The 19,894-nt window shown below is 63.9% G+C and carries 24 protein-coding genes; 11 read left to right on the forward strand and 13 right to left on the reverse strand.

Annotation, left to right across the window (positions count from 1 at the left end):
* Positions 1-82 precede the first annotated feature (82 nt).
* The 6 genes from RSO01_RS28070 (at position 83) to RSO01_RS28095 (ending at position 5,949) form a co-directional block, all read left to right on the forward strand.
* Entirely contained in the window at positions 83-1,042 is a 960-nt protein-coding gene (locus RSO01_RS28070) for a manganese catalase family protein (protein ID WP_308933099.1), read from the forward strand.
* 2 nt (positions 1,043-1,044) lie between these two features.
* Positions 1,045-2,382, forward strand: coding sequence for an Nramp family divalent metal transporter (locus RSO01_RS28075; RefSeq protein WP_246158877.1), 1,338 nt, complete (start codon positions 1,045-1,047; stop codon positions 2,380-2,382).
* Positions 2,383-2,560: 178 nt separating this feature from the next.
* On the forward strand, positions 2,561-3,736 hold the full coding sequence (locus tag RSO01_RS28080) for a zinc-dependent alcohol dehydrogenase (protein ID WP_147153729.1): 1,176 nt from the start codon (positions 2,561-2,563) through the stop codon (positions 3,734-3,736).
* An 867-nt stretch (positions 3,737-4,603) separates the two neighbouring features.
* Positions 4,604-4,798 carry a hypothetical protein gene (locus tag RSO01_RS28085; RefSeq protein WP_147153731.1) on the forward strand — a complete coding sequence of 65 codons (195 nt, stop codon included), beginning with the start codon at positions 4,604-4,606 and terminating at the stop codon, positions 4,796-4,798.
* 407 nt (positions 4,799-5,205) lie between these two features.
* Positions 5,206-5,580: a hypothetical protein gene (locus RSO01_RS28090; RefSeq protein WP_147153733.1), complete on the forward strand. Its 375-nt coding sequence runs from the start codon at positions 5,206-5,208 to the stop codon at positions 5,578-5,580.
* A gap of 96 nt (positions 5,581-5,676) precedes the next feature.
* Complete coding sequence (locus RSO01_RS28095; RefSeq protein ID WP_147153735.1) at positions 5,677-5,949, forward strand: hypothetical protein; 273 nt, start codon at positions 5,677-5,679, stop codon at positions 5,947-5,949.
* Between the two features lie 17 nt (positions 5,950-5,966).
* On the opposite strand, the gene RSO01_RS28100 is transcribed toward RSO01_RS28095, so the two are convergent.
* The 8 genes from RSO01_RS28100 to RSO01_RS28135 form a co-directional block, all read right to left on the reverse strand.
* Complete coding sequence (locus RSO01_RS28100; RefSeq protein WP_147153737.1) at positions 5,967-6,335, reverse strand: hypothetical protein; 369 nt, start codon at positions 6,333-6,335, stop codon at positions 5,967-5,969.
* A gap of 101 nt (positions 6,336-6,436) precedes the next feature.
* Complete coding sequence (locus tag RSO01_RS28105) at positions 6,437-6,904, reverse strand: response regulator (RefSeq protein ID WP_147153739.1); 468 nt, start codon at positions 6,902-6,904, stop codon at positions 6,437-6,439.
* A gap of 164 nt (positions 6,905-7,068) precedes the next feature.
* Positions 7,069-7,524, reverse strand: a complete 456-nt coding sequence (locus tag RSO01_RS28110) for an Hsp20 family protein (protein ID WP_147153741.1) — start codon at positions 7,522-7,524, stop codon at positions 7,069-7,071.
* 1,466 nt (positions 7,525-8,990) lie between these two features.
* Entirely contained in the window at positions 8,991-9,197 is a 207-nt protein-coding gene (locus tag RSO01_RS28115) for a hypothetical protein (RefSeq protein ID WP_147153743.1), read from the reverse strand.
* A gap of 427 nt (positions 9,198-9,624) precedes the next feature.
* Complete coding sequence (locus RSO01_RS28120; RefSeq protein ID WP_147153745.1) at positions 9,625-9,969, reverse strand: hypothetical protein; 345 nt, start codon at positions 9,967-9,969, stop codon at positions 9,625-9,627.
* A gap of 261 nt (positions 9,970-10,230) precedes the next feature.
* Complete coding sequence (locus RSO01_RS28125; protein WP_147153747.1) at positions 10,231-10,581, reverse strand: hypothetical protein; 351 nt, start codon at positions 10,579-10,581, stop codon at positions 10,231-10,233.
* A 38-nt stretch (positions 10,582-10,619) separates the two neighbouring features.
* Entirely contained in the window at positions 10,620-10,808 is a 189-nt protein-coding gene (locus tag RSO01_RS28130) for a hypothetical protein (RefSeq protein WP_170303407.1), read from the reverse strand.
* 53 nt (positions 10,809-10,861) lie between these two features.
* The gene (locus RSO01_RS28135; RefSeq protein ID WP_147153750.1) at positions 10,862-11,164 is read right to left on the reverse strand and encodes a hypothetical protein; all 303 of its coding nucleotides are present in this window, start codon (positions 11,162-11,164) and stop codon (positions 10,862-10,864) included.
* Positions 11,165-11,296: 132 nt separating this feature from the next.
* On the opposite strand from RSO01_RS28135, the gene RSO01_RS28140 reads away from it, so the two are divergent.
* Complete coding sequence (locus tag RSO01_RS28140; protein WP_147153752.1) at positions 11,297-11,689, forward strand: hypothetical protein; 393 nt, start codon at positions 11,297-11,299, stop codon at positions 11,687-11,689.
* Positions 11,690-12,382: 693 nt separating this feature from the next.
* Here RSO01_RS28140 and RSO01_RS28145 read toward each other — a convergent pair.
* The 3 genes from RSO01_RS28145 to RSO01_RS28155 all read right to left on the reverse strand — a co-directional run bounded on the left by RSO01_RS28145 (position 12,383) and on the right by RSO01_RS28155 (position 14,665).
* Positions 12,383-12,622, reverse strand: a complete 240-nt coding sequence (locus RSO01_RS28145) for an Lrp/AsnC ligand binding domain-containing protein (RefSeq protein WP_147153754.1) — start codon at positions 12,620-12,622, stop codon at positions 12,383-12,385.
* Between the two features lie 26 nt (positions 12,623-12,648).
* Positions 12,649-14,214 (reverse strand): DEAD/DEAH box helicase, encoded by a 1,566-nt coding sequence (locus RSO01_RS28150; RefSeq protein WP_147153756.1) that lies wholly within the window; start codon positions 14,212-14,214, stop codon positions 12,649-12,651.
* A gap of 166 nt (positions 14,215-14,380) precedes the next feature.
* On the reverse strand, positions 14,381-14,665 hold the full coding sequence (locus RSO01_RS28155) for a cupin domain-containing protein (protein WP_218037480.1): 285 nt from the start codon (positions 14,663-14,665) through the stop codon (positions 14,381-14,383).
* 142 nt (positions 14,666-14,807) lie between these two features.
* On the opposite strand from RSO01_RS28155, the gene RSO01_RS28160 reads away from it, so the two are divergent.
* The 3 genes from RSO01_RS28160 (at position 14,808) to RSO01_RS28170 (ending at position 17,719) form a co-directional block, all read left to right on the forward strand.
* Positions 14,808-16,238 carry an MATE family efflux transporter gene (locus RSO01_RS28160; RefSeq protein WP_147153760.1) on the forward strand — a complete coding sequence of 477 codons (1,431 nt, stop codon included), beginning with the start codon at positions 14,808-14,810 and terminating at the stop codon, positions 16,236-16,238.
* Positions 16,207-16,875, forward strand: coding sequence for a class I SAM-dependent methyltransferase (locus tag RSO01_RS28165; protein WP_170303408.1), 669 nt, complete (start codon positions 16,207-16,209; stop codon positions 16,873-16,875). The genes RSO01_RS28160 and RSO01_RS28165 overlap by 32 nt, the downstream gene beginning before the upstream one ends.
* A 109-nt stretch (positions 16,876-16,984) precedes the next feature.
* The gene (locus RSO01_RS28170; RefSeq protein WP_170303409.1) at positions 16,985-17,719 is read left to right on the forward strand and encodes a L,D-transpeptidase family protein; all 735 of its coding nucleotides are present in this window, start codon (positions 16,985-16,987) and stop codon (positions 17,717-17,719) included.
* Between the two features lie 109 nt (positions 17,720-17,828).
* Here the strand turns inward: RSO01_RS28170 and RSO01_RS28175 are convergent, their stop codons facing one another.
* Both RSO01_RS28175 and RSO01_RS28180 read right to left on the reverse strand, forming a co-directional pair.
* Positions 17,829-18,272 (reverse strand): cupin domain-containing protein, encoded by a 444-nt coding sequence (locus RSO01_RS28175; RefSeq protein WP_147153766.1) that lies wholly within the window; start codon positions 18,270-18,272, stop codon positions 17,829-17,831.
* A 138-nt stretch (positions 18,273-18,410) separates the two neighbouring features.
* The gene (locus tag RSO01_RS28180; RefSeq protein ID WP_147153768.1) at positions 18,411-18,761 is read right to left on the reverse strand and encodes a hypothetical protein; all 351 of its coding nucleotides are present in this window, start codon (positions 18,759-18,761) and stop codon (positions 18,411-18,413) included.
* A 316-nt stretch (positions 18,762-19,077) separates the two neighbouring features.
* On the opposite strand from RSO01_RS28180, the gene RSO01_RS28185 reads away from it, so the two are divergent.
* Positions 19,078-19,800, forward strand: a complete 723-nt coding sequence (locus RSO01_RS28185; protein ID WP_170303410.1) for a dienelactone hydrolase family protein — start codon at positions 19,078-19,080, stop codon at positions 19,798-19,800.
* The last annotated feature ends 94 nt before the right edge of the window (positions 19,801-19,894 follow it).

Consider the following 19,894-nt stretch of genomic DNA (forward strand, 5'->3'; position numbering starts at 1 on the left):
GGGACGCCGCGTCGCCGACGGCGCCCGCCGATCCTTTTGTCGCGAGGCCACCTGTGCCTCGCAATCCCTTGAACCAGGAGAAATGAAGATGTTCATGCACAACAAGCGCCTGCAGTACACGGTGCGCGTCGGCGAAACCAACCCCGCTCTCGCGTCACTGCTCCTCGAACAATTCGGCGGTGCCGACGGCGAACTCGCCGCCGCGATGCGCTATTTCACCCAGGGCCTCGCCGAGGATGATCCCGGCCGGAAGGACCTGCTGCTCGACATCGCCACCGAGGAACTGAGCCATCTCGAAGTCATCGGCTCGATCGTCGCCATGCTGAACAAGGGCATCAAGGCCCAGCTCTCAGAGGCGGCCCTGGCGGAGGCGGATCTTTATCGCTCGCTCAATGCCGGCGGCGACAGCCACACGCAGGCGCTGCTGTTCGGCGGCGGTCCCGCGCTCACCAACTCATCCGGCGTGCCATGGACGGCCGCCTACGTCGATTCGCGCGGCGAGCCGACCTGCGATCTGCGGTCCAACATTGCCGCCGAGAGCCGCGCCAAGATCATCTATGAGCGGCTAATCGCGATTACTGACGATCCAGGTATCAAGGAAGCGCTGGGGTTCCTGATGACCCGCGAGATCGCGCATCAGAAGTCGTTCGAGAAGGCGCTCTACGCCATCACCGACAACTTCCCCTCGGGCAAACTGCTGGGCATCGGGCCTTTCGCCGATATGTACGTCAACACCTCCCAGGGCGACGGCGACATGAGCGGACCCTGGAATGCCGGTGAGCAGTGGGAGCGGGTCGACGATCTCGAAGAAGTCATGCCGGCCGACGACGGCGACGGCACAGCCAGCGTCAAACTGACTCGCAACGAAGCCACGGCGGCCAAGAAGGCGAGTGAGCGCCTGGCCTCCGATCCCATGACTGATGCCGAGACCGGTGCCGACCTCGGCGCGGGACCGGGCGCCGGCAAGACCACCGGCGGAGAAGATTACGGTACCGCCGCCGACGTGACCAAGGCCGACCGGACAAAAGACAAGGCGGCCTGATCGTGACGCCACCGCCGCCTCCTGAAGCGGTGGCGACGGCCGATGCGCTCTCCGCCGACTTTTTCCCCCGGCGGGGAGCGCATCGCAGCGTCCGCATTCCGGCCGCTTCGTTCTGGCGCAAGCTCTTTGCTTTCTCGGGCCCGGGCTACCTCGTCGCCGTGGGCTACATGGATCCAGGCAACTGGGCGACCGGCATAGCCGGCGGATCAGCCTTCGGCTACCGGTTGCTCAGCGTCATCGTAGTCGCCAACCTCATGGCCATGTTCCTGCAGCGCCTGGCGGCGCGGTTGGGCATTGTCACGGGCCTCGATCTGGCGCAGGCCTGCCGCCAACGCTACGGCGCCGGGACGCGGATCCTCCTCTGGCTGCTCTGCGAGCTGGCCATTGTCGCCTGCGACCTTGCCGAGCTGATCGGCGCGGCCATCGCGCTCAAGCTGCTGTTCGGCCTCGACCTTGCACTCGGCGTCGCCCTGACCGGCATCGAGGTCCTGCTGGTGCTGGGACTGCAGGCGCGCGGCTTTCGCAAGCTCGAGGCGCTGGTGGTGTCGCTGATGGTCGTGATCGGCCTCTGCTTCATCGTCGAACTTGCATTGGCCCAGCCACCGCTCGCCGCAGTGCTCGATGGGCTGGTGCCACGCACCGAGATCGTCACTGATCCCACCATGCTTTACCTCGCCATCGGCATCCTTGGCGCCACAGTCATGCCGCACAATCTCTACCTGCACTCCTCGATCGTGCAGACCCGTGACTTCCAACGCACCGACGCAGGCAAACGCGAGGCGATGCGGTTCGCGACCATCGACATCGTCGTGGCGCTCACGCTTGCGATCTTCGTCAATGCCTCGATCCTCCTGCTGGCTGCCTCGACCTTCCACGCTGCCGGCATGACCGAAGTCGTGGGTATCGAGGAGGCCTATCGCCTGCTCACGCCGGCATTGGGCGTCAGCGCGGCCGGGACGCTGTTTGCGGTGGCGCTGCTGGCCTCGGGCCACAACGCCTCCGTCACCGGCACCATGGCCGGTCAGATCGTCATGGAAGGGTTCACGCGCTTTCGCTGGCCGGCGAGGGCGCGCCGGCTCGTGGCACGCCTGGTTGCCATGGTGCCAGCGCTGTTCGTCGTCACGGCGTATGGCGAGGCGGGGGCGACCCAACTCCTCATCCTGAGCCAGGTCGTTCTCAGCCTGCAGCTGCCCTTCGCCGTCTATCCCCTGGTGCGCCTGACGGGCAGTCCGGAATGTATGGGCAAGTTCGCCAACGGTCCGCTCACCGCGGCCGTCGCCTGGGCGATGACGGCATGCCTGATCGGGCTGAACGGCGTGCTGCTCCTGGGAATGATGTGACACGCAATGCATCGGGGCGTCGGACACTTACTCGCGACCCGGAATCGCCGCGGGCGTAGCGATGACACGAAAACGCTGTTGAGCAGCAACGAGTTTGTCACCAGCGCCGTTCGCTTCCTGACGGGCTGTCGGGAGAACAGCGACCGGCCCGCGCCCCTTTCGAATTGGAGAGACAAACATGCGCGCACTTTGCTGGCACGGCACGGGCGACGTCCGCGTTGACACGGTCCCGGACCCCAGGATCGAGCATCCCCGCGACGCGATCATCAGGATTACGGCCTGTGCGATCTGCGGCTCGGACCTGCACCTGCTCGACGGCTATCAACCGACGATGGAGAGCGGCGACATCCTGGGCCACGAGAACATGGGCGAGGTGATCGAGCTCGGATCGGAGGTGACCAACCTCAAGATCGGTGACCGCGTCGTCGTGCCTTTCACGATCAGCTGCGGCCAGTGCTGGTTCTGCCAGAAGGGCCTGTTCTCGGCCTGCGACCGGACCAATCCCAATGCCGAGTTGGCGGCCAAGGCCATGGGCCAATCCCCTGCTGGACTCTTCGGCTTCAGCCACATGATGGGCGGCTACAGCGGCGGACAGGCGCAATATCTCCGCGTGCCGATGGCCGACGTCGGCCCGATCAAGATTCCCGACAGCGTCACTGACGAGCAGGCGCTGTTCCTCTCCGACATCTTCCCGACCGGCTACATGGCGGCCGAGAACGCGCAGATCCAGCCGGGCGACACCGTCGCCATCTGGGGCTGCGGACCGGTCGGCCAGTTCGCCATCCGCTCGGCGCTGATGATGGGCGCAGGACGGGTCATTGCCATTGACGAGGTACCCGAGCGTCTCGCCATGGCGGAAGCCGGCGGCGCCGAGACGATCGATTTCTCCGAGATCGATGTTTACGACGAACTGATGTCGCGCACCGCCAAGCGCGGCCCCGACAGCTGCATCGATGCCGTCGGCTGCGAGGCCGCCGGACACGGCGCCGCCGATGCCATCCTGGACAAGGTGAAGACGGCTGTGATGCTGGCGACTGATCGGGTCCACGTGCTGCGGCAAACGATCATGTGCTGCCGCAAGGGTGGGACAATCTCGATCCCCGGCGTCTATGTCGGCATGGCCGACAAGATCCCGCTCGGCGCGGCGATGAACAAGGGGCTCACTTTCAAGATGGGGCAGACCCACGTCCAGGCCTACACCAGGCCCCTCCTGGAGAAGATCAAGTCCGGGCAGATCGACCCGAGCTTTGTCGTGACGCACCCGGCCGCCCTGGAAGACGCGCCGGAGATGTACAAGAAGTTTCGCGACAAGAAGGACGGCGTCATCAAGGTGATGCTGAGACCGGGCGGGTGACGCGATGGAAGCCGCACAAGAGCCTCTGTCCGAAGACCGAAAAAAACGCCGCCCGGCTTGAGGCTCGGGCGGCGCTGGTGCTTCCGACACGGCAAATTGCCGTCTCTGGGGGAGAGGGAAGCAATCCAGTAACAGCGCGCCCTGGGCAGTAGTTGCCGAGTTGTCGTGACCGGTTGGTGATGTTTGAAAACTGCGTAGGTGGGCTCGCGAAACTGCGACGTCGGAGCGACAAGCGAGTCTGCACAAACATGTCACTTAGTCGTCACGGGACGACTGATTTTCTCATTAGTTACAGTAGGCGATCGGATCGGGTCTGACGGTGTGTGGGACCGTCCGTCCCGAGGCGGTCGATTGCGGCGGGCATGTCCGATGGAGGGGCCGCCCGTGCCCCGGCTCATTCCCGTAGCGCGCCAGGGATTGCCGCCCCTTTCGCCTGGTTTGGCGGCATTGCCACCGGTAAAGGGTTCCGCAGAGACATCTGAATCTTGCCACCCGCTCCGACGTTGCTGCGTTCACACCTCGCCACCGCCACAAAGAGGCGGTGTGACGGCGGATTAAGCCCCGCCGTCATCTCCCCGTGGCGCCTCAGCTTAGGCGCCAAGCCGCGTGTTCCTGCTCCGACGGCTTCGCATTGCCAGCCGCCGGGGGCAGGTCCCTTTTTTGCTGGCTCGCAGCAGGCCGTGGGTGCGGTACCGCACTCTGCGACGTCGTTAAAAGGCGGCTCTTCTATCCAGTCTAAGAAAGGTTCCAAAGTGAAACTCCAAAGCGTGACCGGTCGTTAGTGGTGATGCTGATGGCAGGGTGTGGGAATGGCCGGATGAACTCTCCATCCGGCGTCCGGTGCCTGCCCGGGGGAGGTATTTGTGTATGGATGACGCACCGGACACGCTGGTGGCTGCTTGCCAAGTCGCAGGTCTCGTTGCGGCGGTGTTGATGCTGCCATCGGCGGTGATCGACTTGGCCTTTGACACTGACTTCATAAGCATCCTGTTGCAGGCCGGACTGGCGGCATTCGCCGTCTCCTTGATCGTTGCGGCTTGGAAGGCTCAAAAGCAGAAGTGAGGCCTGGCAATCATGGACGTGTTCCGATTTCTGATGGGATTGCGCAACGGCTCACCAGGCGTCAGGAGCAGTGGCGGGCTGCTCCTCGTCATGATGGCCTTGGCTGGGTTACTGACTGGAAAACCTGGCGAAGGCACCACTGAACGCCAGCATGACGATCACCCCCCGCAGGCGGACTGATCCAAATGTCCAAATTGGCGTCACGCTCGTCTCGATGGCAGCACGGTCGCGCCGCTGACCCAAACGGCGCTCGTTTGGTCGGGTCGCTCCTGACGGACCTTCGAGGCGTTGCAGCGGCTCCCAGTCAAATCCGTCTATCTCGACGGCGAACCTCCCACGAAATTGCGATCCGCCCTCACGGCGCGATTTGGCGGGAAGGTACTAGGCTGGTCCCCGGGCGGGATTAAATGCCTTTGTACTGGACGATCGATTCCAGGAAGCGGCTGTTCACCGGAGTTGGTGAAGGCGAGATCACCTTTGCCGACGCTATATCACTCCTGGAAGCGCTAGCCGGCGCAAAGGCTTTGTCTTACCGCAAGCTGTTCGACGGCCGCGCGGTACAGTCTGCGATGACCGGCGATGAGGTCCTCGCGGTCTGTGCCAGAATCAGGGCCTATCATGACCAAGCCAGTGTCGGCGCCTTGGCCATGGTGGGTACCCAAGAACAGACCGTAAAGTTTGCTCGGCTTCTGGGCGCACTTGCTACTGCCGACCGGCCGATGAAGCTATTTACCAGTGTACGACAGGCCCGGTCATGGCTTGAACACCAGCAGCCCGGCTAGCTATGTGACCCTTCGGCAACACCTTTCGGCGGCGGCTACAACGTGATGAAACTTAAAACAATTAATGGCGTTGGTGTGCCTTAGGGTGCACTTACGATGACTCAGAAGCCCACTGACAAGAACCGGCTCGCACAAGAAAAGAGGGATCTGGCGCGCCGCGCCAGGCGATTGGCACAAACGCAAGTGCTCGATTCCGACAGGGAACGACTGATGCAGTTTGCTGCAGATCTGGAGCGAGAGTCAGACGACCTTCAACCCGTGATATCCTTACCCCCGATCGCCGCTCCACAAGCCATACAGCAGCAAGTGCAGCAGCAGCAATCGATTGACTCGTCGACCCAGGCCAACGAGCCGATGGAAAAGGACTAAGGTGCAAGCCGGCTCGTTCAGGGGACTTGGCTGATGTCGAGACTGTCCTTTTCGCAGGCCAGCCATTCCTGCAGGGCGAGAAGCTGCTCGATCTCCAGACGTTGCGGCACCTCTATCTCGATGCGATCGGGGCCGAAGCGCACGACGGCACCCTTGAATCCATAGCGAGTCGCAAGGGCGTCCAGCCTTTCTTGCACGGAACGGCGGTCGTCGTCGGACCAAATGTGCCCGGCCGGGATGAAGGCCCATTTGAACGTGCGCGCAATCAGCGTGCCGGAGGGCGTCGCGGTGACCTCGACCTCCGGACGGATGAAAGTGTTGGGGCTGACGGACCGCAACAGGAGCACGGCCGCCTTCAGGGCCTTCACCAGCTCGGCGCGGCTCATGTGCTCTATGGCGCTGCCCATCCAGGTAATGTGGTTGCTCATCGAACGGCACGCATTGGCAATGAGGGCGGCCGCGCTGCAAGCGGCCGCCCGCTGAGGCGCTAAATCGGCGGATACACCCTTTCCCACAGCACGACCGTTTTTCCGGCCGGCCAACGATTGTCGTTTGCCACCTGGCGCGGCCTCGCCATCGCCTTCGCGACGGCTGCGAGCAGGACGTCCTGTGTGAAGGGTTTCTCGACGATCGGCCGCTGCCGGTGTCGCGCCGGCAGCGGACCGAGGGCGCCGGTGGTGAGATAGACAAACGGCACATCGGCAAAGGCCAGAAGATCGGCGATGGGCAGCGGCGAGCGCCGGTCGACATCGAGGTCGAGGACGGCGCAATCGATATCGCCGCGCTGGAGCATCCGCTGGATCTCGGCCACGGTGGTCGCCGGACCGATGACGCGATAGCCCGCGTCGTGCAGCAAGCGCTGCAGGTCGAGCGCCACGACGGCGTCCTCGACCGCCACCAGCACCTTGCGCTGCGGAAGGTCGAGTGACGCGAGCGACGGTGGCGCGAACCGCATCCCCTGCTCCATGGGCCGGGGTGGGACGCGTTGGGAGCTTTCAGAGAGCCGCCGGTTCCACGAATTGCCAAGCGTGGCGGCGGCTGACGTTGCCGTCATACCTTACCTCCTGTTGGAAATGCGTGAGGACCGGGCGCCGGCTGGCGCCCAATCCCCTGCCGGACTTACTGCTGGGTGATCGTGCGCACTGCCGATTGACCCTCGATCGGGATCGGCCGCGGCTTCTTCTCCTCGGGCAACTCGCGCTGCAGATCGATGGCGAGCAGGCCATTCTGCAGCTTGGCCGCCGTCACACGCACGTGGTCGGCAAGCTGGAAGCGACGCTCGAAGTCGCGCGCACCGATGCCACGATAGAGGTATTCGGTGCTCTCCTGGCGATCGGGATGGCCCTTGCCGGTCACCAGGAGCTCGTCCTCCTTCTGGGTGACGCTGAGCTCGGCCTCGGTAAAGCCCGCCACCGCCATGACGATGCGCCAGGCATCGTCGGCTGTCTTCTCGATGTTGTAGGGCGGGTAACCGCCGTGGGCAGGCTGGCCGGCCATCGAATCGAGCATGTCGAAGACCCGGTCGAAGCCGACGGTGGCCCGATACAGCGGAGCAAAATCGAAGTCGGTACGCATTGTCATCCTCCTCATGAGCGATGGGTTTGCGACCGGCCCCCCGCAGGGCGGCCGGCCTTGCGAGGCAGGCCCTTGCGGGCCTGCCGGATGTCGATCTAGGAAAACCCGGTGAGACGTCAAGGTCCGGCGATGTGAAAATCTCGCCCTGGCCCGGGACATTCTTGGCGTCGATGCCGCTGTCCATCAGCCGCCGAAGCGACGGTGCAATAGTCGCCTCAGGTTACGGTCACCCGAGCCCGCTGCCGAAATCACCGGGTCGCCGTGACACGATCGATTGAGATTCTGCCATACCATGCCTTCGGATCGGGATGCCGGCGGGTGTGGGCTGCCGCCTCGAGGCCAGGGGCCGCCTGTGCCCGGCCAGGAACATTGGAATCACGCGGCGAGCGCTTGTCCCCCCCAATGCCCCTCAACGGGGCCGCCCGGGGCCATGCAGGGACGATTGCTCAGTCGGCAGCGGACGGTCGCACAACATCGATGACAAGGGTGTCGTAGCGTTGTTGGCCGGCCGGCGTCAGTCGCCACGAGCGACCGCCCCACCCACCCAAAGCAAGCGGCCTATCTTCGAATCCTTCTTATGGGCCTTCGTCGCTTATTTCGTTCTTTTCGATTCTGTTGAGCGGGCGGTTTCGCTCAGCCGGCAGCCTTCCCGAGGTCGGGGTGACAGACGGCGGAACGAGGTCGAAGGCCGAGCGTTTGTCGGGCATGGCGCCCACCCTTAGCAGTCTCGAACTCGACCTTCTCCGCCAGTTGATGACCGGTAAGACCGTAAAGGTGTCGTCGCAGCTTCGGCTTCGTCTCGAGTTGGCAGGGGTTATCCGGGACGGCGCTCAGGGCATTGTCGTGACAGCGGAAGGACGACGACTGGCCAATCAAAAGCCTGTGGAATCGGAACCCGATACCCCGCCATCGGACAAATCCAAAGTAGCAGTCGATCGGCGTGGTCGGCGAATGCCCCTTCAACGCAAGTCGATCTTCTGATCAGGCTTTCCGCGGCGACGAAGTCAGGCGAAGAACCCGGTCAGAGCTTCGAGGTTTCAAACTGAGACAGTGCCTACGAGCCTGCAGGGCAATGACGTCGGACCTGGGAACGAAGCCTTCTGAGCAGCACTTCAACGGCAAGTAGGCGCTTATCGATCTCCTTCGTGAGGCCTCGCAGCTCCTTTGTCGTTCTCACCGTCTGTTCGGCTATTTGGGTACTGTCGTGGCGAAGAGCCCGGGCTCTTAACAGAGCGAATTCGACCCGTAGGAACACAGCCTCCGGAACGTGGCGCAGCGCCACCCGTTGATAAGCCATGTACAATTGGAGGCAGAAATGGCTCGTGCCAGTTTGTTGTGGCTATTAGGTATTCCTATTCCCATTCTGCTGCTCATGTGGGCAGTGGGTTGGCTACACTAAAGTTGGAAGGGCGCGGATAACGACCGCGCCTTTCCTCCTGGCGGTGCCACCACTGGCATCCGCCGCGTCAATAAATGGAGCTGGCGGGCTCGATAAGGTCCTCATCCGGGCCATCGCGCAGCATTTCGACGTTATGGATTTGGCCGTCGAGCATGAAGTAACAGCGCATGTGCGCCTCCGCCACGAGTGAGCGGGAGCGCGGGGACACTTGAACCATGTCGCTGTCTACCAGCCGCCGACGCTCAAGGGTTCGTGAGCCGGCGATGCCGAGCATTAGGTCCTTATGAGACCGCCGATTGGAAGCGGCCCCCAGCCTAGCCTGGAGGTTTCTGACCACGCGTTGGGCGCCAGATGGGTTAGCAAGAGGGGGTTTAGGCTCCTCCGGCGAGGCGGGCTCTGCGGTAACAGGTCAGTTTCACCAAAACTAACCACCAATTCGTCACGGAACTGAAGACTTCCCTGGCCTCGTTGCGCTTTGTCGGATCGCGCGCCGCGTTGTGTGTGGCTGTGTGGCGCTCGAGGCGGTCAACAGCGCACCACACGGGCACGTCCGACCTGAGGCCGCCCGTGCCCACGCAGGCATCCGCGCCGACCCGATTGGCGGGATCACACTCTGCGTTTCGAGCCTTATTGAACATACGTCAAAGACTCGGACGTGCTGGGCCCAGGTCATCTCTGGCTAGCCAATCGCCAGGGGATCATTATGCCGGGCGTGAAGCAGGCACAGCGCTGTTGCCTGGACGAACTGCCTCGCGCTCCCGTACCAGTGTCCGATGCTGACGCAGCGCAAGGTACATAGTCATCATGGTCTCAAGCAGAGCGAGCGGATCCGCCGACGTAATCCGCGCCGGCTTGGGCATACCCCGCAGTTGGCGCAACCCCAGCGGAGTCAGTTTCCAGGTCGCGCCTCGACTCTCGATCAGCGTGAGCTTCTTGAATAGCTCCAAATGTTTGGAGGGGATCGAGGCATGCTGTGTTCCGGCAGCCAACCGCTTCAGGCTGACTTTCTCGTCGTGGCTGAGACCAGGTGCTTGTAAACTTTGCATTGCGTTCCCCGCATCATGAATGGGAGCGCAGGACATTCTTGGCTCAGATGCCGCTGTCTCTCAGCCGTCGACGCTCTGGATAACGAGCCGACGACGTTCCGCTGTAGCAGCCCCCCGCATTCGCTCATGTTCACATTTGAACAACCTGGGCTTAGATCACGCGCTCATCACGGGACGAGCGCGGTACGAGAGGGCCTGAAGACCATGGAAAGCGTGAATGGCAGGTAGCGCCGGAACCGAAAAGCCGAGAGCCCGATAGCCCTAAAACGTCGGCCCCAGCTGAGGCGTCGATGGCGGCCATTCGTCTTCCGGGGTTGGTAACGCGTGACGACGCTGCGGCGCCTCCGGCCACGGATTCGCTTCAGCAGCCGGCTCGCAACGGCCGAACCAATCGGGGTGGGTAGCAATGCCGCTGCGGTCGATCCAGTGCTGCATGGCGCGCGCCTTCGACCAGGTGGTGAAGTGATAGACGCGGTAGCCCGAGTCTTCCCGCCAGCCAGCCAGGACCATGAACTCGCTCGCTGCCGCAACCCGCCTACAGGCGGCATCGACTTCTCGAGCGTCCTCAGGCTTGAACGGGTCTTCCCGCCGGATTTTGGCGACGTACGGCATGCGTCGCCGACCCGTCGGCCTCATTGAGGGCGCTGGCTTCAGTGCTGGCGTTCGTCCTCGGGAATCATCCAGCCATCCAGAAGCAGCCCATCATAGTCGACCACGCCAGGCGCCAGCTCGCGGGCGGTGCGTTCATAGCTTCGCTGGAACGAGGGTGACCATGGCAGCACGCGGTCTTGGCGGCGATCGTGGACCAGCGCGGGCTCCGATGGGTCGAATTCGCTCATCGGCCGGAACAGCGGGGTCCGCTCAGCTTGCCAATGAGCGTCGCGACGAGCGGTCATGCCGATTTCGAGCTTAGGGGAGCGTCACGTTCGGTCTCGTGCTCCAGATCGCGCTCGATGCCGAAGACCAGGTCAGACAGCATGTCGTCGGCGTAACCGTCGATCGCATAGGACACATCCTTGGCGGTTATGCCGTGTTTGTCGGCCAGTGCCTCCAGCACCTGCCGCAGCCGCGCCTTGGTCTCCCGCATGTCGCTCCTGAGCTCGGCCAACCGTTCGTGAGGCAGCGACTGAGGCGCAGCACTTTTTTGCAACGGGTGAAAGGACGGCCAGTTCGGATGATCGGAGCGCAATGCCATGATTGAAACCTTCCCGCGCTTCAAACACCTGGCGGCCCGGCGGCGTTGCAGGCCAAAGAAAAGATCAAGATGGTGTAGTCCGTTCTCGATCTGATCCTACCAGGAGCAGAAGCCATCCAAGGTGCACCGGTCATGGAAGACGCGACCCCGTTCCTGGCTAAAGTCATTGGGCTCGCTCTCATGGCGATCGGTGCGGTGATCGTGGTGCGTAGACGGAAACTGGTTCCGGTGTTCGCGACCTACATCGAACAACGCTTGCTGCGCTTCATAATTTCAATGATCGAGCTGGTCGGTGGACTGGGGCTAGTCGTGAACAATGCTTGGTCGCCTTTCGCGGCGGCCCTCGTCACACTGATCGGGTGGCTAGCGGTCGCCGAAGCACTGTTCTTCATGGCGGCACCAGATGCGCTAATAGCTTGGCTCATGCGCAACTTCAACACAGAGGGCTGGTACGTCGCAGGCGGCACAGTCGCGTTCGTGGTCGGGTTCTATTTGGCCGGTTCAGGTTTAACCTGGAGCACGTAGTCTACGCATGCCGCGCATGTGGCCGATCTCATGGATGGTCACGTTAGTGATAAGCGAGCCGACGCGCGCTGCCGTGCAAAGGATGCTGCTCGGGTCAGGCGTAATCAGGGGGCTCTCATGTAACTCGCGGTGCCAGTTTCAGCGGCCAGATTTTCCGACCTGACGGCGAACTATAGACAGCACCGACGGCCGAGGATGAGCTTCCTCTTCGCGCGGAGATTGCGCAGATTGCAATCCTTTCTCGGGTTGTTCGGATGCCGGCGGCGTCCGCCAAACAAGAAAAGCCAGGCCGAGGCCGCTCACCGCGATGCACGAGACGAAGCCCGCTATGAACCAGAGCAAGCCAGACATCGCCTCCCCCGGTCGACGAATGAAGTAGTGGGCTGACAGCGCCGCGAGCATGAAGCATCGCTGTTGCCTCTACAACCTGCTGAGTACGCGGTGATATCGGCCCGGTTCCTACCGGTACGTCCCGGATGGCGCGATAGACGCTGTAGCCCGAGTCTTCTCGCCAGCCAGGCAGGACCATGAACTCGCTCGCTGCCGCAACCCGCCTAGAGTGGATCGGCGGGCGCAAAGACGTAGTGACGGCACGGCCGCACAAGGATTAGTGCCGGCGAGATGCAGAAACGCGTCGCCGTGTACCGTGGACAGATTCCACTTTGGCGACGGCGGGACTGCGATCACCGTTGCCTAACTGAAAGCCTTGAACGTGATCAGAGTGAAGGTGTCCTTCACGCCGGCAAGCGTCTGGATCTTGCTGGTGACGAAATGACCGATGTCGGTCTTTTCGTCGAGATAGCACTTCATCAGAAGGTCGTACTGGCCGGAGGTCGAGTAGACCTCCGACACCTGCTCGACATTGCAAGCATCGTCGGCCACGTCGTAGGCCCTACCAAGCTCGCATTTCACCATGACGAAGATGGTCTGCATGATCCCCTGCTTTCCAGGGGGCCACTTTAGCGCGACGAGCGAGCGAGGAAAGCCGGCACGTGATCGCCGAGACCCACGGGCGCGGGCTCGTCACGCCCTTCGTGCCGACGCTCGCGCCGCTCCGGACGATGATCCGACTTGCGCTCGCGCTGCGGCCTGTGCTGCTCGGCCCGATGCTCGCGCGGCCCGTGCTCACGCGGCGCATGCTCACGCGGCTTGTGCTCGCGTGGCCTCTGCTCACGCGGCGCTTGCTCACGTGGCGCGCGTTCACGGGACGCATGCTCACGCGGCTCATGCAGCTCGGCGCGGGCTTCGGCGTGCGGCTCGGCCGGCGGCCTCGGCTTGCGCTCGTGATGCTCGCGCGGCTCCTTGGCCTCGCGGCGCGGGCCGCGCGGCTTGTCGCCACTGCGGCCGCCACGCCCCCGACCGCGTCCGCGGCGGCGGCCGTCCGAGGCCTCGAAGTCGGTGGTGACCAGGCCCGCCACTTCGATGCGGGGAATGGTGGTGCCGATCAGCTTCTCGATCGCCTGGACGAGGTCGCCTTCGGAGGGCGAGGCCAGGGTGAAGGAGTGGCCGGTCTTGCCGGCGCGGCCGGTGCGGCCGATGCGATGCACGTAGTCCTCGGGCGAGAACGGCACGTCGAAATTGAAGACGTGGCTCATGTCGACGATGTCGAGGCCGCGGGCGGCGACGTCCGACGCCACCAGGATCTGGATCTCGCCCTGCTTGAAGCGCTCCAGCGTCTCCATGCGCGCCGGCTGGCTCATGTCGCCGTGCAGCGCGCCGGCATTGAAACCGTGCTTCTTCAGCGAACCGAGCAGCGTGACCACGTCGCGCTTGCGGTTGCAGAACACGATGGCGTTCTTGACGTCCTGGCTCTTGATCAGGCCGCGCAGCGCCTCGCGCTTCTCGTCCTCCGGCACGATGGCCAGGCCCTGGACGATGTTGGTGCCGGCCGACGCCGGCGGCGACACGGTGACTTCCTTGGGATTGCTGAGGAAGCGGTCGGCGAGCCGCCGGATCTCCGGCGGCATGGTGGCCGAGAAGAACAGCGTCTGGCGCATCGGCGACAGCAGGCCGACGATCCGCTCGACATCGGGAATGAAGCCCATGTCGAGCATGCGATCGGCTTCGTCGATCACCAGGATCTTCACGTCGTTCAGCAGGATGCCGCCGCGCTCGACGTGGTCGAGCAGACGGCCCGGCGTGGCGATCAGCACGTCGGCGCCCCGCTCGAGCGCTCGCTCCTGGTCGGGGAAGCTCACGCCGCCGATCAGCAGCGCCATGTTGAGCTTGTGGTTCTTGCCGTAGATCTCGAAGTTCTCGGCCACCTGGGCGGCCAGTTCACGCGTCGGCTCCAGGATGAGCGTCCGCGGCATGCGCGACTTGGCGCGGCCCTCGGCGAGGATGTCGATCATCGGGAGGACGAAGGAGGCGGTCTTGCCGGTGCCCGTCTGGGCGCATCCGAGGACATCGCGACCCATCAGGACGATGGGGATGGCCTTTTCCTGGATCGGGGTGGGCTCGGTATAGCCCTTGTCAGCGACTGCCTGTAGTACCGGGGCGCTCAGCCCCAAACTCTCAAAACTCATTTAATTTCCGTGGCTTAGTCCATTCTTCCGCTGGACTGTGGGGCGGTCTCCTCTACGCCTGAAGATTCGGGCCGGACCGCTGGCGGCACTCATATGAGCCTTGACATGGCTTAAGTCAATGCAGGCGCCCTGCGTGGCTGCGTCGCGTGCGCGATGCCCCAGCGCCTCAGGCCTGGGACGGCTTGAGCTCGATTTCGACAAAGACGAACTCGAAGCTGTTGGGATTGATGACGTCGTGCTCGACGCCGATCTGGCGGGCGTACGACACCCCGGCGCGCAGGGGCGCCGGCACCGTCGTCTTGCCGTCAAAAATGTGCAATTCGCCGGTCGTCACCGGCACCACGACATAATCGTGATTGTGGCGGTGCCAGCCGGTGTGGCCGCCCGGCGGGAAACGCCATTCGGTGACGATGACCCGGTCGTTCTCGACCTGGACGGTGGGCTTTGCCATAGGGCGCTCGGGGGGACGCTGATCGTTACTCATGGCGAAAACCTAATGCCACCCACGGCTTTTGTCAGGTGACAGGCCGTAGCACCCTGCTAAATGTGCATATGCACATGTACGGGAGAGGCCCGTATAGGAGAGACAAAAAATGGCCCACCCGCTTCTGACGGCCCCGATCGGCAAGAGCCTGTGGAAGCTCGCGGCCCCGACCACGGCCGTGATGGTGGCGCAGACCTTCGTGGCCATCGCCGAGACCTTCATCTTCGGCCGGCTGGGCACCGAGGCGCTGGCGGGCTTCGCCCTGGTTTTCCCCTTCATGATGATGATGACCATGATGGCGGCGGGCGGCATGGGCGGCGGCGTGGCAGCCGCCATGGCCCGCGCCGTCGGCGGCGGCCGTATCGAGGATGCGCGCTCGCTCGTGCTGCACGCCCTGGTGCTGGGCGCCGGGCTGGCGCTGCTGTTCACGCTGTTGGCCTGGACGGCGCTGCCCTTCCTCTACGGCCTGCTGGGCGGCGATGGCCGGTCGCTCGCCAACGCCCTCACCTACTCCCACGTTCTGTTCAGCGGCGCGCTGGTCATCTGGGCCAACTTCTTCCTCTCCGCGCTGCTGCGCGGCGGCGGCGATGCGGCGACGCCCGGCCGCTACATGCTGTTCTCGTCGATCGCCCAGGTGCCGCTGTCCTACGTGCTGGCGCTGGGCGTCGGCGACTGGCCGGGGCTCGGCATGGCAGGGCCGGCGCTCTCCTCGCTGCTCACCTCGCTGGTCTCCGCCGCCCTGCAGGCGCGCGCCCTGTGGCGCGGCAAGCTGGGCTTCGTGCCGGCGGTCGCCGGCATCCGCCTGCAAGGGCGGCTGTTCTGGGACATCCTGCGGGTCGGCCTGATCGCCTCGTTCTCGGCCTTCACGGCCAACCTCACGGCCCTGCTGGTGACCGGCCTGGTCGGTCGCTTCGGCGTCGCCGCGCTGGCCGGCTACGGCATCGGCGTGCGGCTGGAGTTCATGCTGGTGCCGCTGGCCTTCGGCATCGGCTCGGGGCTGACGACCCTGGTCGGCGTCGCGGCCGGCGCCAATGACTGGAAGCGCGCGGTGCGTGCCGCGTGGATCGGCAGCCTGACGGCGGCCGGCGCGCTCGGCCTCTGCGGCTGGATCCTGGCCTTGGTTCCCGAAGGCTGGGCGCGGCTCTTCACCAGCGACGCCAGGGTGGTCGAGGCGACGGTCGCCTACATCACGCGCGTGGCGCCGTTCTACTGCCTGTTCGGGCTCGGCATGACGCTGTCCTTCGCCAGCCAGGGCGCGGGCCGCATGAAGGCGCCGTTCATCGCCGGCCTCGCCCGCCTGTTCATCGCCACGGTCGGCGGCTGGTATGCCGTCGAGATCCTGGGCTGGGGCCTGCCCGGCGTGTTCGTCGCGATCGCCGTCGGCATGATCGCCTTCGGCAGCCTGATCGCCGGACCGCTGCTCGTCATTCCGTGGGGGCCACGACGTTCAAGGTCAGGGCGTGCTAGATTCGTTCCAACAACAGGAGCGAGCGATGCAGCACCCCTCGATGATCGCAACCTGGAACCGCAACCCCGCTGACGAAGAAGCGATGGGCGCGGCGCACGCGCCCATCTGGAGACGCATGATCAACGTCTCCCTGCCACACGACCTGCACGAATCGACCGTGCTCGACTACGGCTGCAACCAGGGCGGCTTTCTGCGCATGCTGTACGACCGCCATCCCTTCAAGAGCGCGGTCGGCATCGACATCGCCCGCGAATCGGTGGCGCGGGCCGAACTGCTGAAGGGCCATCGTCCGGTCGAGTACAAGGTCACCGACAGCGCCGCCTCGCTCGGCCGCACCTTCGACTACGCCTTCAGCCACGAGGTGATCTACCTGCTGGGCGACCTTGCGGCGCACGCGCGCGACATGAGGGCGGCGCTGCGGCCAGGCGGGTCGTATGTCGCGGCCATGGGCTGCCACACCGACAGCGCAGTGTGGCCGCGCTGGCGCAAGCTGATCGCCGAGACCTCGTCGATCCCGATCCACGACCATTCGCTGGAAGACGTCTCGAAGGCCTTCGGACAGGCGGGTTTCACCGTCGCAGTGCGGCCGCTCGACCTCGATGCCTTCATGCCGGTGACGGTGGGCAGCGCCTACTTCCCCAAGGTCGTCGACCAGCTGCACTACTACAGCCAGGACAAGGTGCTGTTCAGGTTCGTCAGGACGCCATAGCAACGCAGCCCCTTTGCCAGCCGGGCAAGCCGTGCGATCCTCAGCGAACGATCGAGAGCGATGTGATCTAATGGCGGAATGTGCTCGTCAGGGCTGTAGCACTCTGAAATTGCTTGCCGTCGCTTCGGCCCTGGCGGGGTGTGTCGCGGCGGAGCCGACACCGCCAGTCTCCGCCGGCCAGGTCCGGCCGCTTGAACCGGCACCGAGCGCATATGTCGGCATGCTGCGTAGCCAAGGCATCGGGATCGATATTCCAGCACGCGGCAAATTCATCCTGGTCAACATTCCATCCTTTGAGCTGATCGCCTTGCAGGACGGCGAGCCGGTCTTACGTAGTCGCGTGGTGGTCGGTAAACCGGCAGCGGCCACCCCGGAAATGCTCTCCCCGATGTTTGCCATCCAGTTCAATCCTTCCTGGACGCCGACTCCGTCAATGATCCGGAACGAAGGGCTTCATTACATGCCGCCAGGTCCACAAAACCCGCTCGGAAGGATGATGTTTGCGCTCGACAATGAGGAATTCATCTATCTCCACGACACCAATGAAAGGGCACTGTTCAATCGATCCCAGCGAGCCCTGAGTCACGGATGCGTCCGTGTGGAGAAAGCGCGTCCACTGGCTGCGTGGTCGCTTGGTGTGTCTGAACAAGAGGTGGATTCCATGACCTCTCACGGGAGGACGCATTCCGTCCCGCTTGCGGAACCCATCCCTGTCGCTCTCGTCTACTTTACGCGTTTTCCAGATGAGCAGGGCCAGGTCGTCTCATATCCCGACATCTACGGCGATCGGCAGGCCGAAAAGGACATCGCCCCTGATGTTGCGGTTAGCCGCCGACGCGAGTAGCCGTGCGACATGGTTCATCTCGTGCGATGATCACACAGCTGCAGTCGGGTCGGGAGAGGGTCGTCGCGTTACCAAGCGCCGGGGTGCTGTTCAGGTTCGTCAGGACGCCCTAGGCGCGTTCACACGCGCCGACGGGCTCCAGCTTTCCGTCGAGCACGGGATAGCCCGAGGCGTCGCTCGTGCGATCGAGATAGGTCACCACGCGGTCGGGATTGGCGTGAATGCCGAGGAGCCGCATCGGCTGATCGCCGACCGTCCGGAAGCTGTGCGGAACATTGGCGGGCAGCGCCACGCAATCGCCGACGCCGAGTCGGGCAGGCTTGTCTTCGTCGCCCTGAAGCCAGACCTCGGCCTCGCCTTCGATGATGAACAGCAGCTCGACGTAGGGATGAAAATGCATCGGCGCGAGATAACCGGGCGCCGAGGTCTGGATGCCGGTACGCACCGGCGTATCGCCGTCGGCGATCAGCGGATGATAGAAGGCGAGCGGCCCGAACTCGACGCGCGTCGCGTCGGCGAGCTTGCGGATCTTCGGCGCTTGAAGAGTGGACATTGGAACTCCCTTCGCCGCCTCTCGGGCGGGCCCGATGGCGCACTGTGCAGGACGCCCTCGGTACCCGCAAGCCGGCTACCGGAAGGGTAGTGTCCTAATTTGAACGCAGGTTCGCGAACACCTCAGTCGGCGGCGCCTCTACCCGCCGCAGACAAACTCGACGTTGGTGATGGTGGGCATGCCGCCCGTACCGCCATCATCCTGGATGCCAGTGAATATGTTGCCGGTCTTGCGAAGGTTGTACGACGTAAGGCTGAGAGTCTTGATCTGGATCTCGTCGGAGACGCGCTGGACGAACCGCACCTCTTTCAGCTCGTTCATCGAGCCTCTGCTCCTGTCGGCGGCGTAAAGCAGGCGGCCCTCCTTGACGACCAAAAGCATATTGTGGCCGGCGGCATATTTCTCGGCCTCCTTGCCACTGGCCCACCACGTCCCCTTAGCCAGCGGGCAGGCTGTGAACTCCGGGAAATCGGCGACCGACGATGACATGGCGTAAGCTTGGGTGGCGACGGTGATAGCCGTAGCAGTCGCTAGCCCGATCAACGCCGTGAGAAGAAGTCCCAGCCTCGTCTCTTCCTCCCATTGTTTTCCGCCACGTTAGATGCCCGCACCGCGTCCAGCGGCGAGCGGATGCCTCCCAAGGAGAGCACGGCGTAGAGGCGCCGTCTATTGCTACCGTCGATGTGAGGCGGCCCTACAAAAGGCGGGTGGTTGTGTAACCCAGGTTACACAACGCGCGCGCCCCGGCGTGGTAGCAACACGGCAAGCGACGCGGCGCCGAGGCTCCATGCGATACGCACCGTCATTGGCGAAGGCAGCACTCGCACTGGTGTTGCCGTTCATCCTTGCGCACTGCGCAAGCCTGCTGTCCGATCGACTGCCGCTGAAATACGATGCCCAGTCGGTCGGCGGGCCGAACAGCGGCGCTCCTCTGCAACTATACCTCCCACCGGGGGACGGCCCCTTCCCGGCCGTGGTGGTCATGCATAGTTGCAGTGGCATCACCGACAACACCCGGACCTGGGCCACTCGCCTGGTCAACTGGGGCTACGCCGCGCTGATCGTCGACAGTTTCGGGCCACGCAATTCACGCAGCGTCTGCGAGAACGTCGACTCCATCCCGACTCGTGTGCGTGCGCAGGACGCCCACAACGCCGCAACTTATCTGCGCACTTTGCCCAACATCCAGGCCGAGCGGATCGGGATCATCGGCTTCTCCCACGGCGGCTCGTCGACCCTTTGGGCCGCGATCGGCGTAGAGATTCCTGTCGACCGCGGCGGCCACCCGTTTCAGGCGGGAGTCGCCTATTACCCCGGATGTTCGGGCAGGGCGATCGTGGGACCGTATGTCACTGACGTGCTGATCCTGACCGGCAAGAACGACACTTGGACTCCGGCCGACCTCGCCTCAAGACGGTTGCGGCGAGAGCCAACGACACCCGTCCGCCCACCATCAAGGTCTATCCCGGTGCGCTGCACAGCTTCGACCTCGGCACCTTGCCCACACTCACCAGTTCCGGCCACATGATTGGCGGCAATCCCGAAGCGGCGGCCGATTCTTTCGTGATGACGAAGGCCTTCCTCGATGCACGGCTCAAGCCGAAGTAAGTGCAAAATCATTG

It is taken from the genome of Reyranella soli (genome assembly GCF_007992495.1).
Taxonomy (GTDB): domain Bacteria; phylum Pseudomonadota; class Alphaproteobacteria; order Reyranellales; family Reyranellaceae; genus Reyranella; species Reyranella soli.

Excerpts from the sequence above, each read along its gene's own strand:
- RSO01_RS28070 (WP_308933099.1), top strand. The coding sequence starts at position 83 with ATGAAGATGTTCATGCACAACAAGCGCCTGCAGTACACGGTGCGCGTC.
- RSO01_RS28080 (WP_147153729.1), top strand. The coding sequence starts at position 2,561 with ATGCGCGCACTTTGCTGGCACGGCACGGGCGACGTCCGCGTTGACACG.
- RSO01_RS28085 (WP_147153731.1), top strand. The coding sequence starts at position 4,604 with ATGGATGACGCACCGGACACGCTGGTGGCTGCTTGCCAAGTCGCAGGT.
- RSO01_RS28090 (WP_147153733.1), top strand. The coding sequence starts at position 5,206 with ATGCCTTTGTACTGGACGATCGATTCCAGGAAGCGGCTGTTCACCGGA.
- RSO01_RS28095 (WP_147153735.1), top strand. The coding sequence starts at position 5,677 with ATGACTCAGAAGCCCACTGACAAGAACCGGCTCGCACAAGAAAAGAGG.
- RSO01_RS28100 (WP_147153737.1), bottom strand. The coding sequence starts at position 6,335 with ATGAGCCGCGCCGAGCTGGTGAAGGCCCTGAAGGCGGCCGTGCTCCTG.
- RSO01_RS28105 (WP_147153739.1), bottom strand. The coding sequence starts at position 6,904 with ATGCGGTTCGCGCCACCGTCGCTCGCGTCACTCGACCTTCCGCAGCGC.
- RSO01_RS28110 (WP_147153741.1), bottom strand. The coding sequence starts at position 7,524 with ATGCGTACCGACTTCGATTTTGCTCCGCTGTATCGGGCCACCGTCGGC.
- RSO01_RS28115 (WP_147153743.1), bottom strand. The coding sequence starts at position 9,197 with ATGCTCGGCATCGCCGGCTCACGAACCCTTGAGCGTCGGCGGCTGGTA.
- RSO01_RS28120 (WP_147153745.1), bottom strand. The coding sequence starts at position 9,969 with ATGCAAAGTTTACAAGCACCTGGTCTCAGCCACGACGAGAAAGTCAGC.
- RSO01_RS28125 (WP_147153747.1), bottom strand. The coding sequence starts at position 10,581 with ATGCCGTACGTCGCCAAAATCCGGCGGGAAGACCCGTTCAAGCCTGAG.
- RSO01_RS28130 (WP_170303407.1), bottom strand. The coding sequence starts at position 10,808 with ATGAGCGAATTCGACCCATCGGAGCCCGCGCTGGTCCACGATCGCCGC.
- RSO01_RS28135 (WP_147153750.1), bottom strand. The coding sequence starts at position 11,164 with ATGGCATTGCGCTCCGATCATCCGAACTGGCCGTCCTTTCACCCGTTG.
- RSO01_RS28140 (WP_147153752.1), top strand. The coding sequence starts at position 11,297 with ATGGAAGACGCGACCCCGTTCCTGGCTAAAGTCATTGGGCTCGCTCTC.
- RSO01_RS28145 (WP_147153754.1), bottom strand. The coding sequence starts at position 12,622 with ATGCAGACCATCTTCGTCATGGTGAAATGCGAGCTTGGTAGGGCCTAC.
- RSO01_RS28150 (WP_147153756.1), bottom strand. The coding sequence starts at position 14,214 with ATGAGTTTTGAGAGTTTGGGGCTGAGCGCCCCGGTACTACAGGCAGTC.
- RSO01_RS28155 (WP_218037480.1), bottom strand. The coding sequence starts at position 14,665 with ATGGCAAAGCCCACCGTCCAGGTCGAGAACGACCGGGTCATCGTCACC.
- RSO01_RS28160 (WP_147153760.1), top strand. The coding sequence starts at position 14,808 with ATGGCCCACCCGCTTCTGACGGCCCCGATCGGCAAGAGCCTGTGGAAG.
- RSO01_RS28165 (WP_170303408.1), top strand. The coding sequence starts at position 16,207 with ATGATCGCAACCTGGAACCGCAACCCCGCTGACGAAGAAGCGATGGGC.
- RSO01_RS28175 (WP_147153766.1), bottom strand. The coding sequence starts at position 18,272 with ATGTCCACTCTTCAAGCGCCGAAGATCCGCAAGCTCGCCGACGCGACG.
- RSO01_RS28180 (WP_147153768.1), bottom strand. The coding sequence starts at position 18,761 with ATGTCATCGTCGGTCGCCGATTTCCCGGAGTTCACAGCCTGCCCGCTG.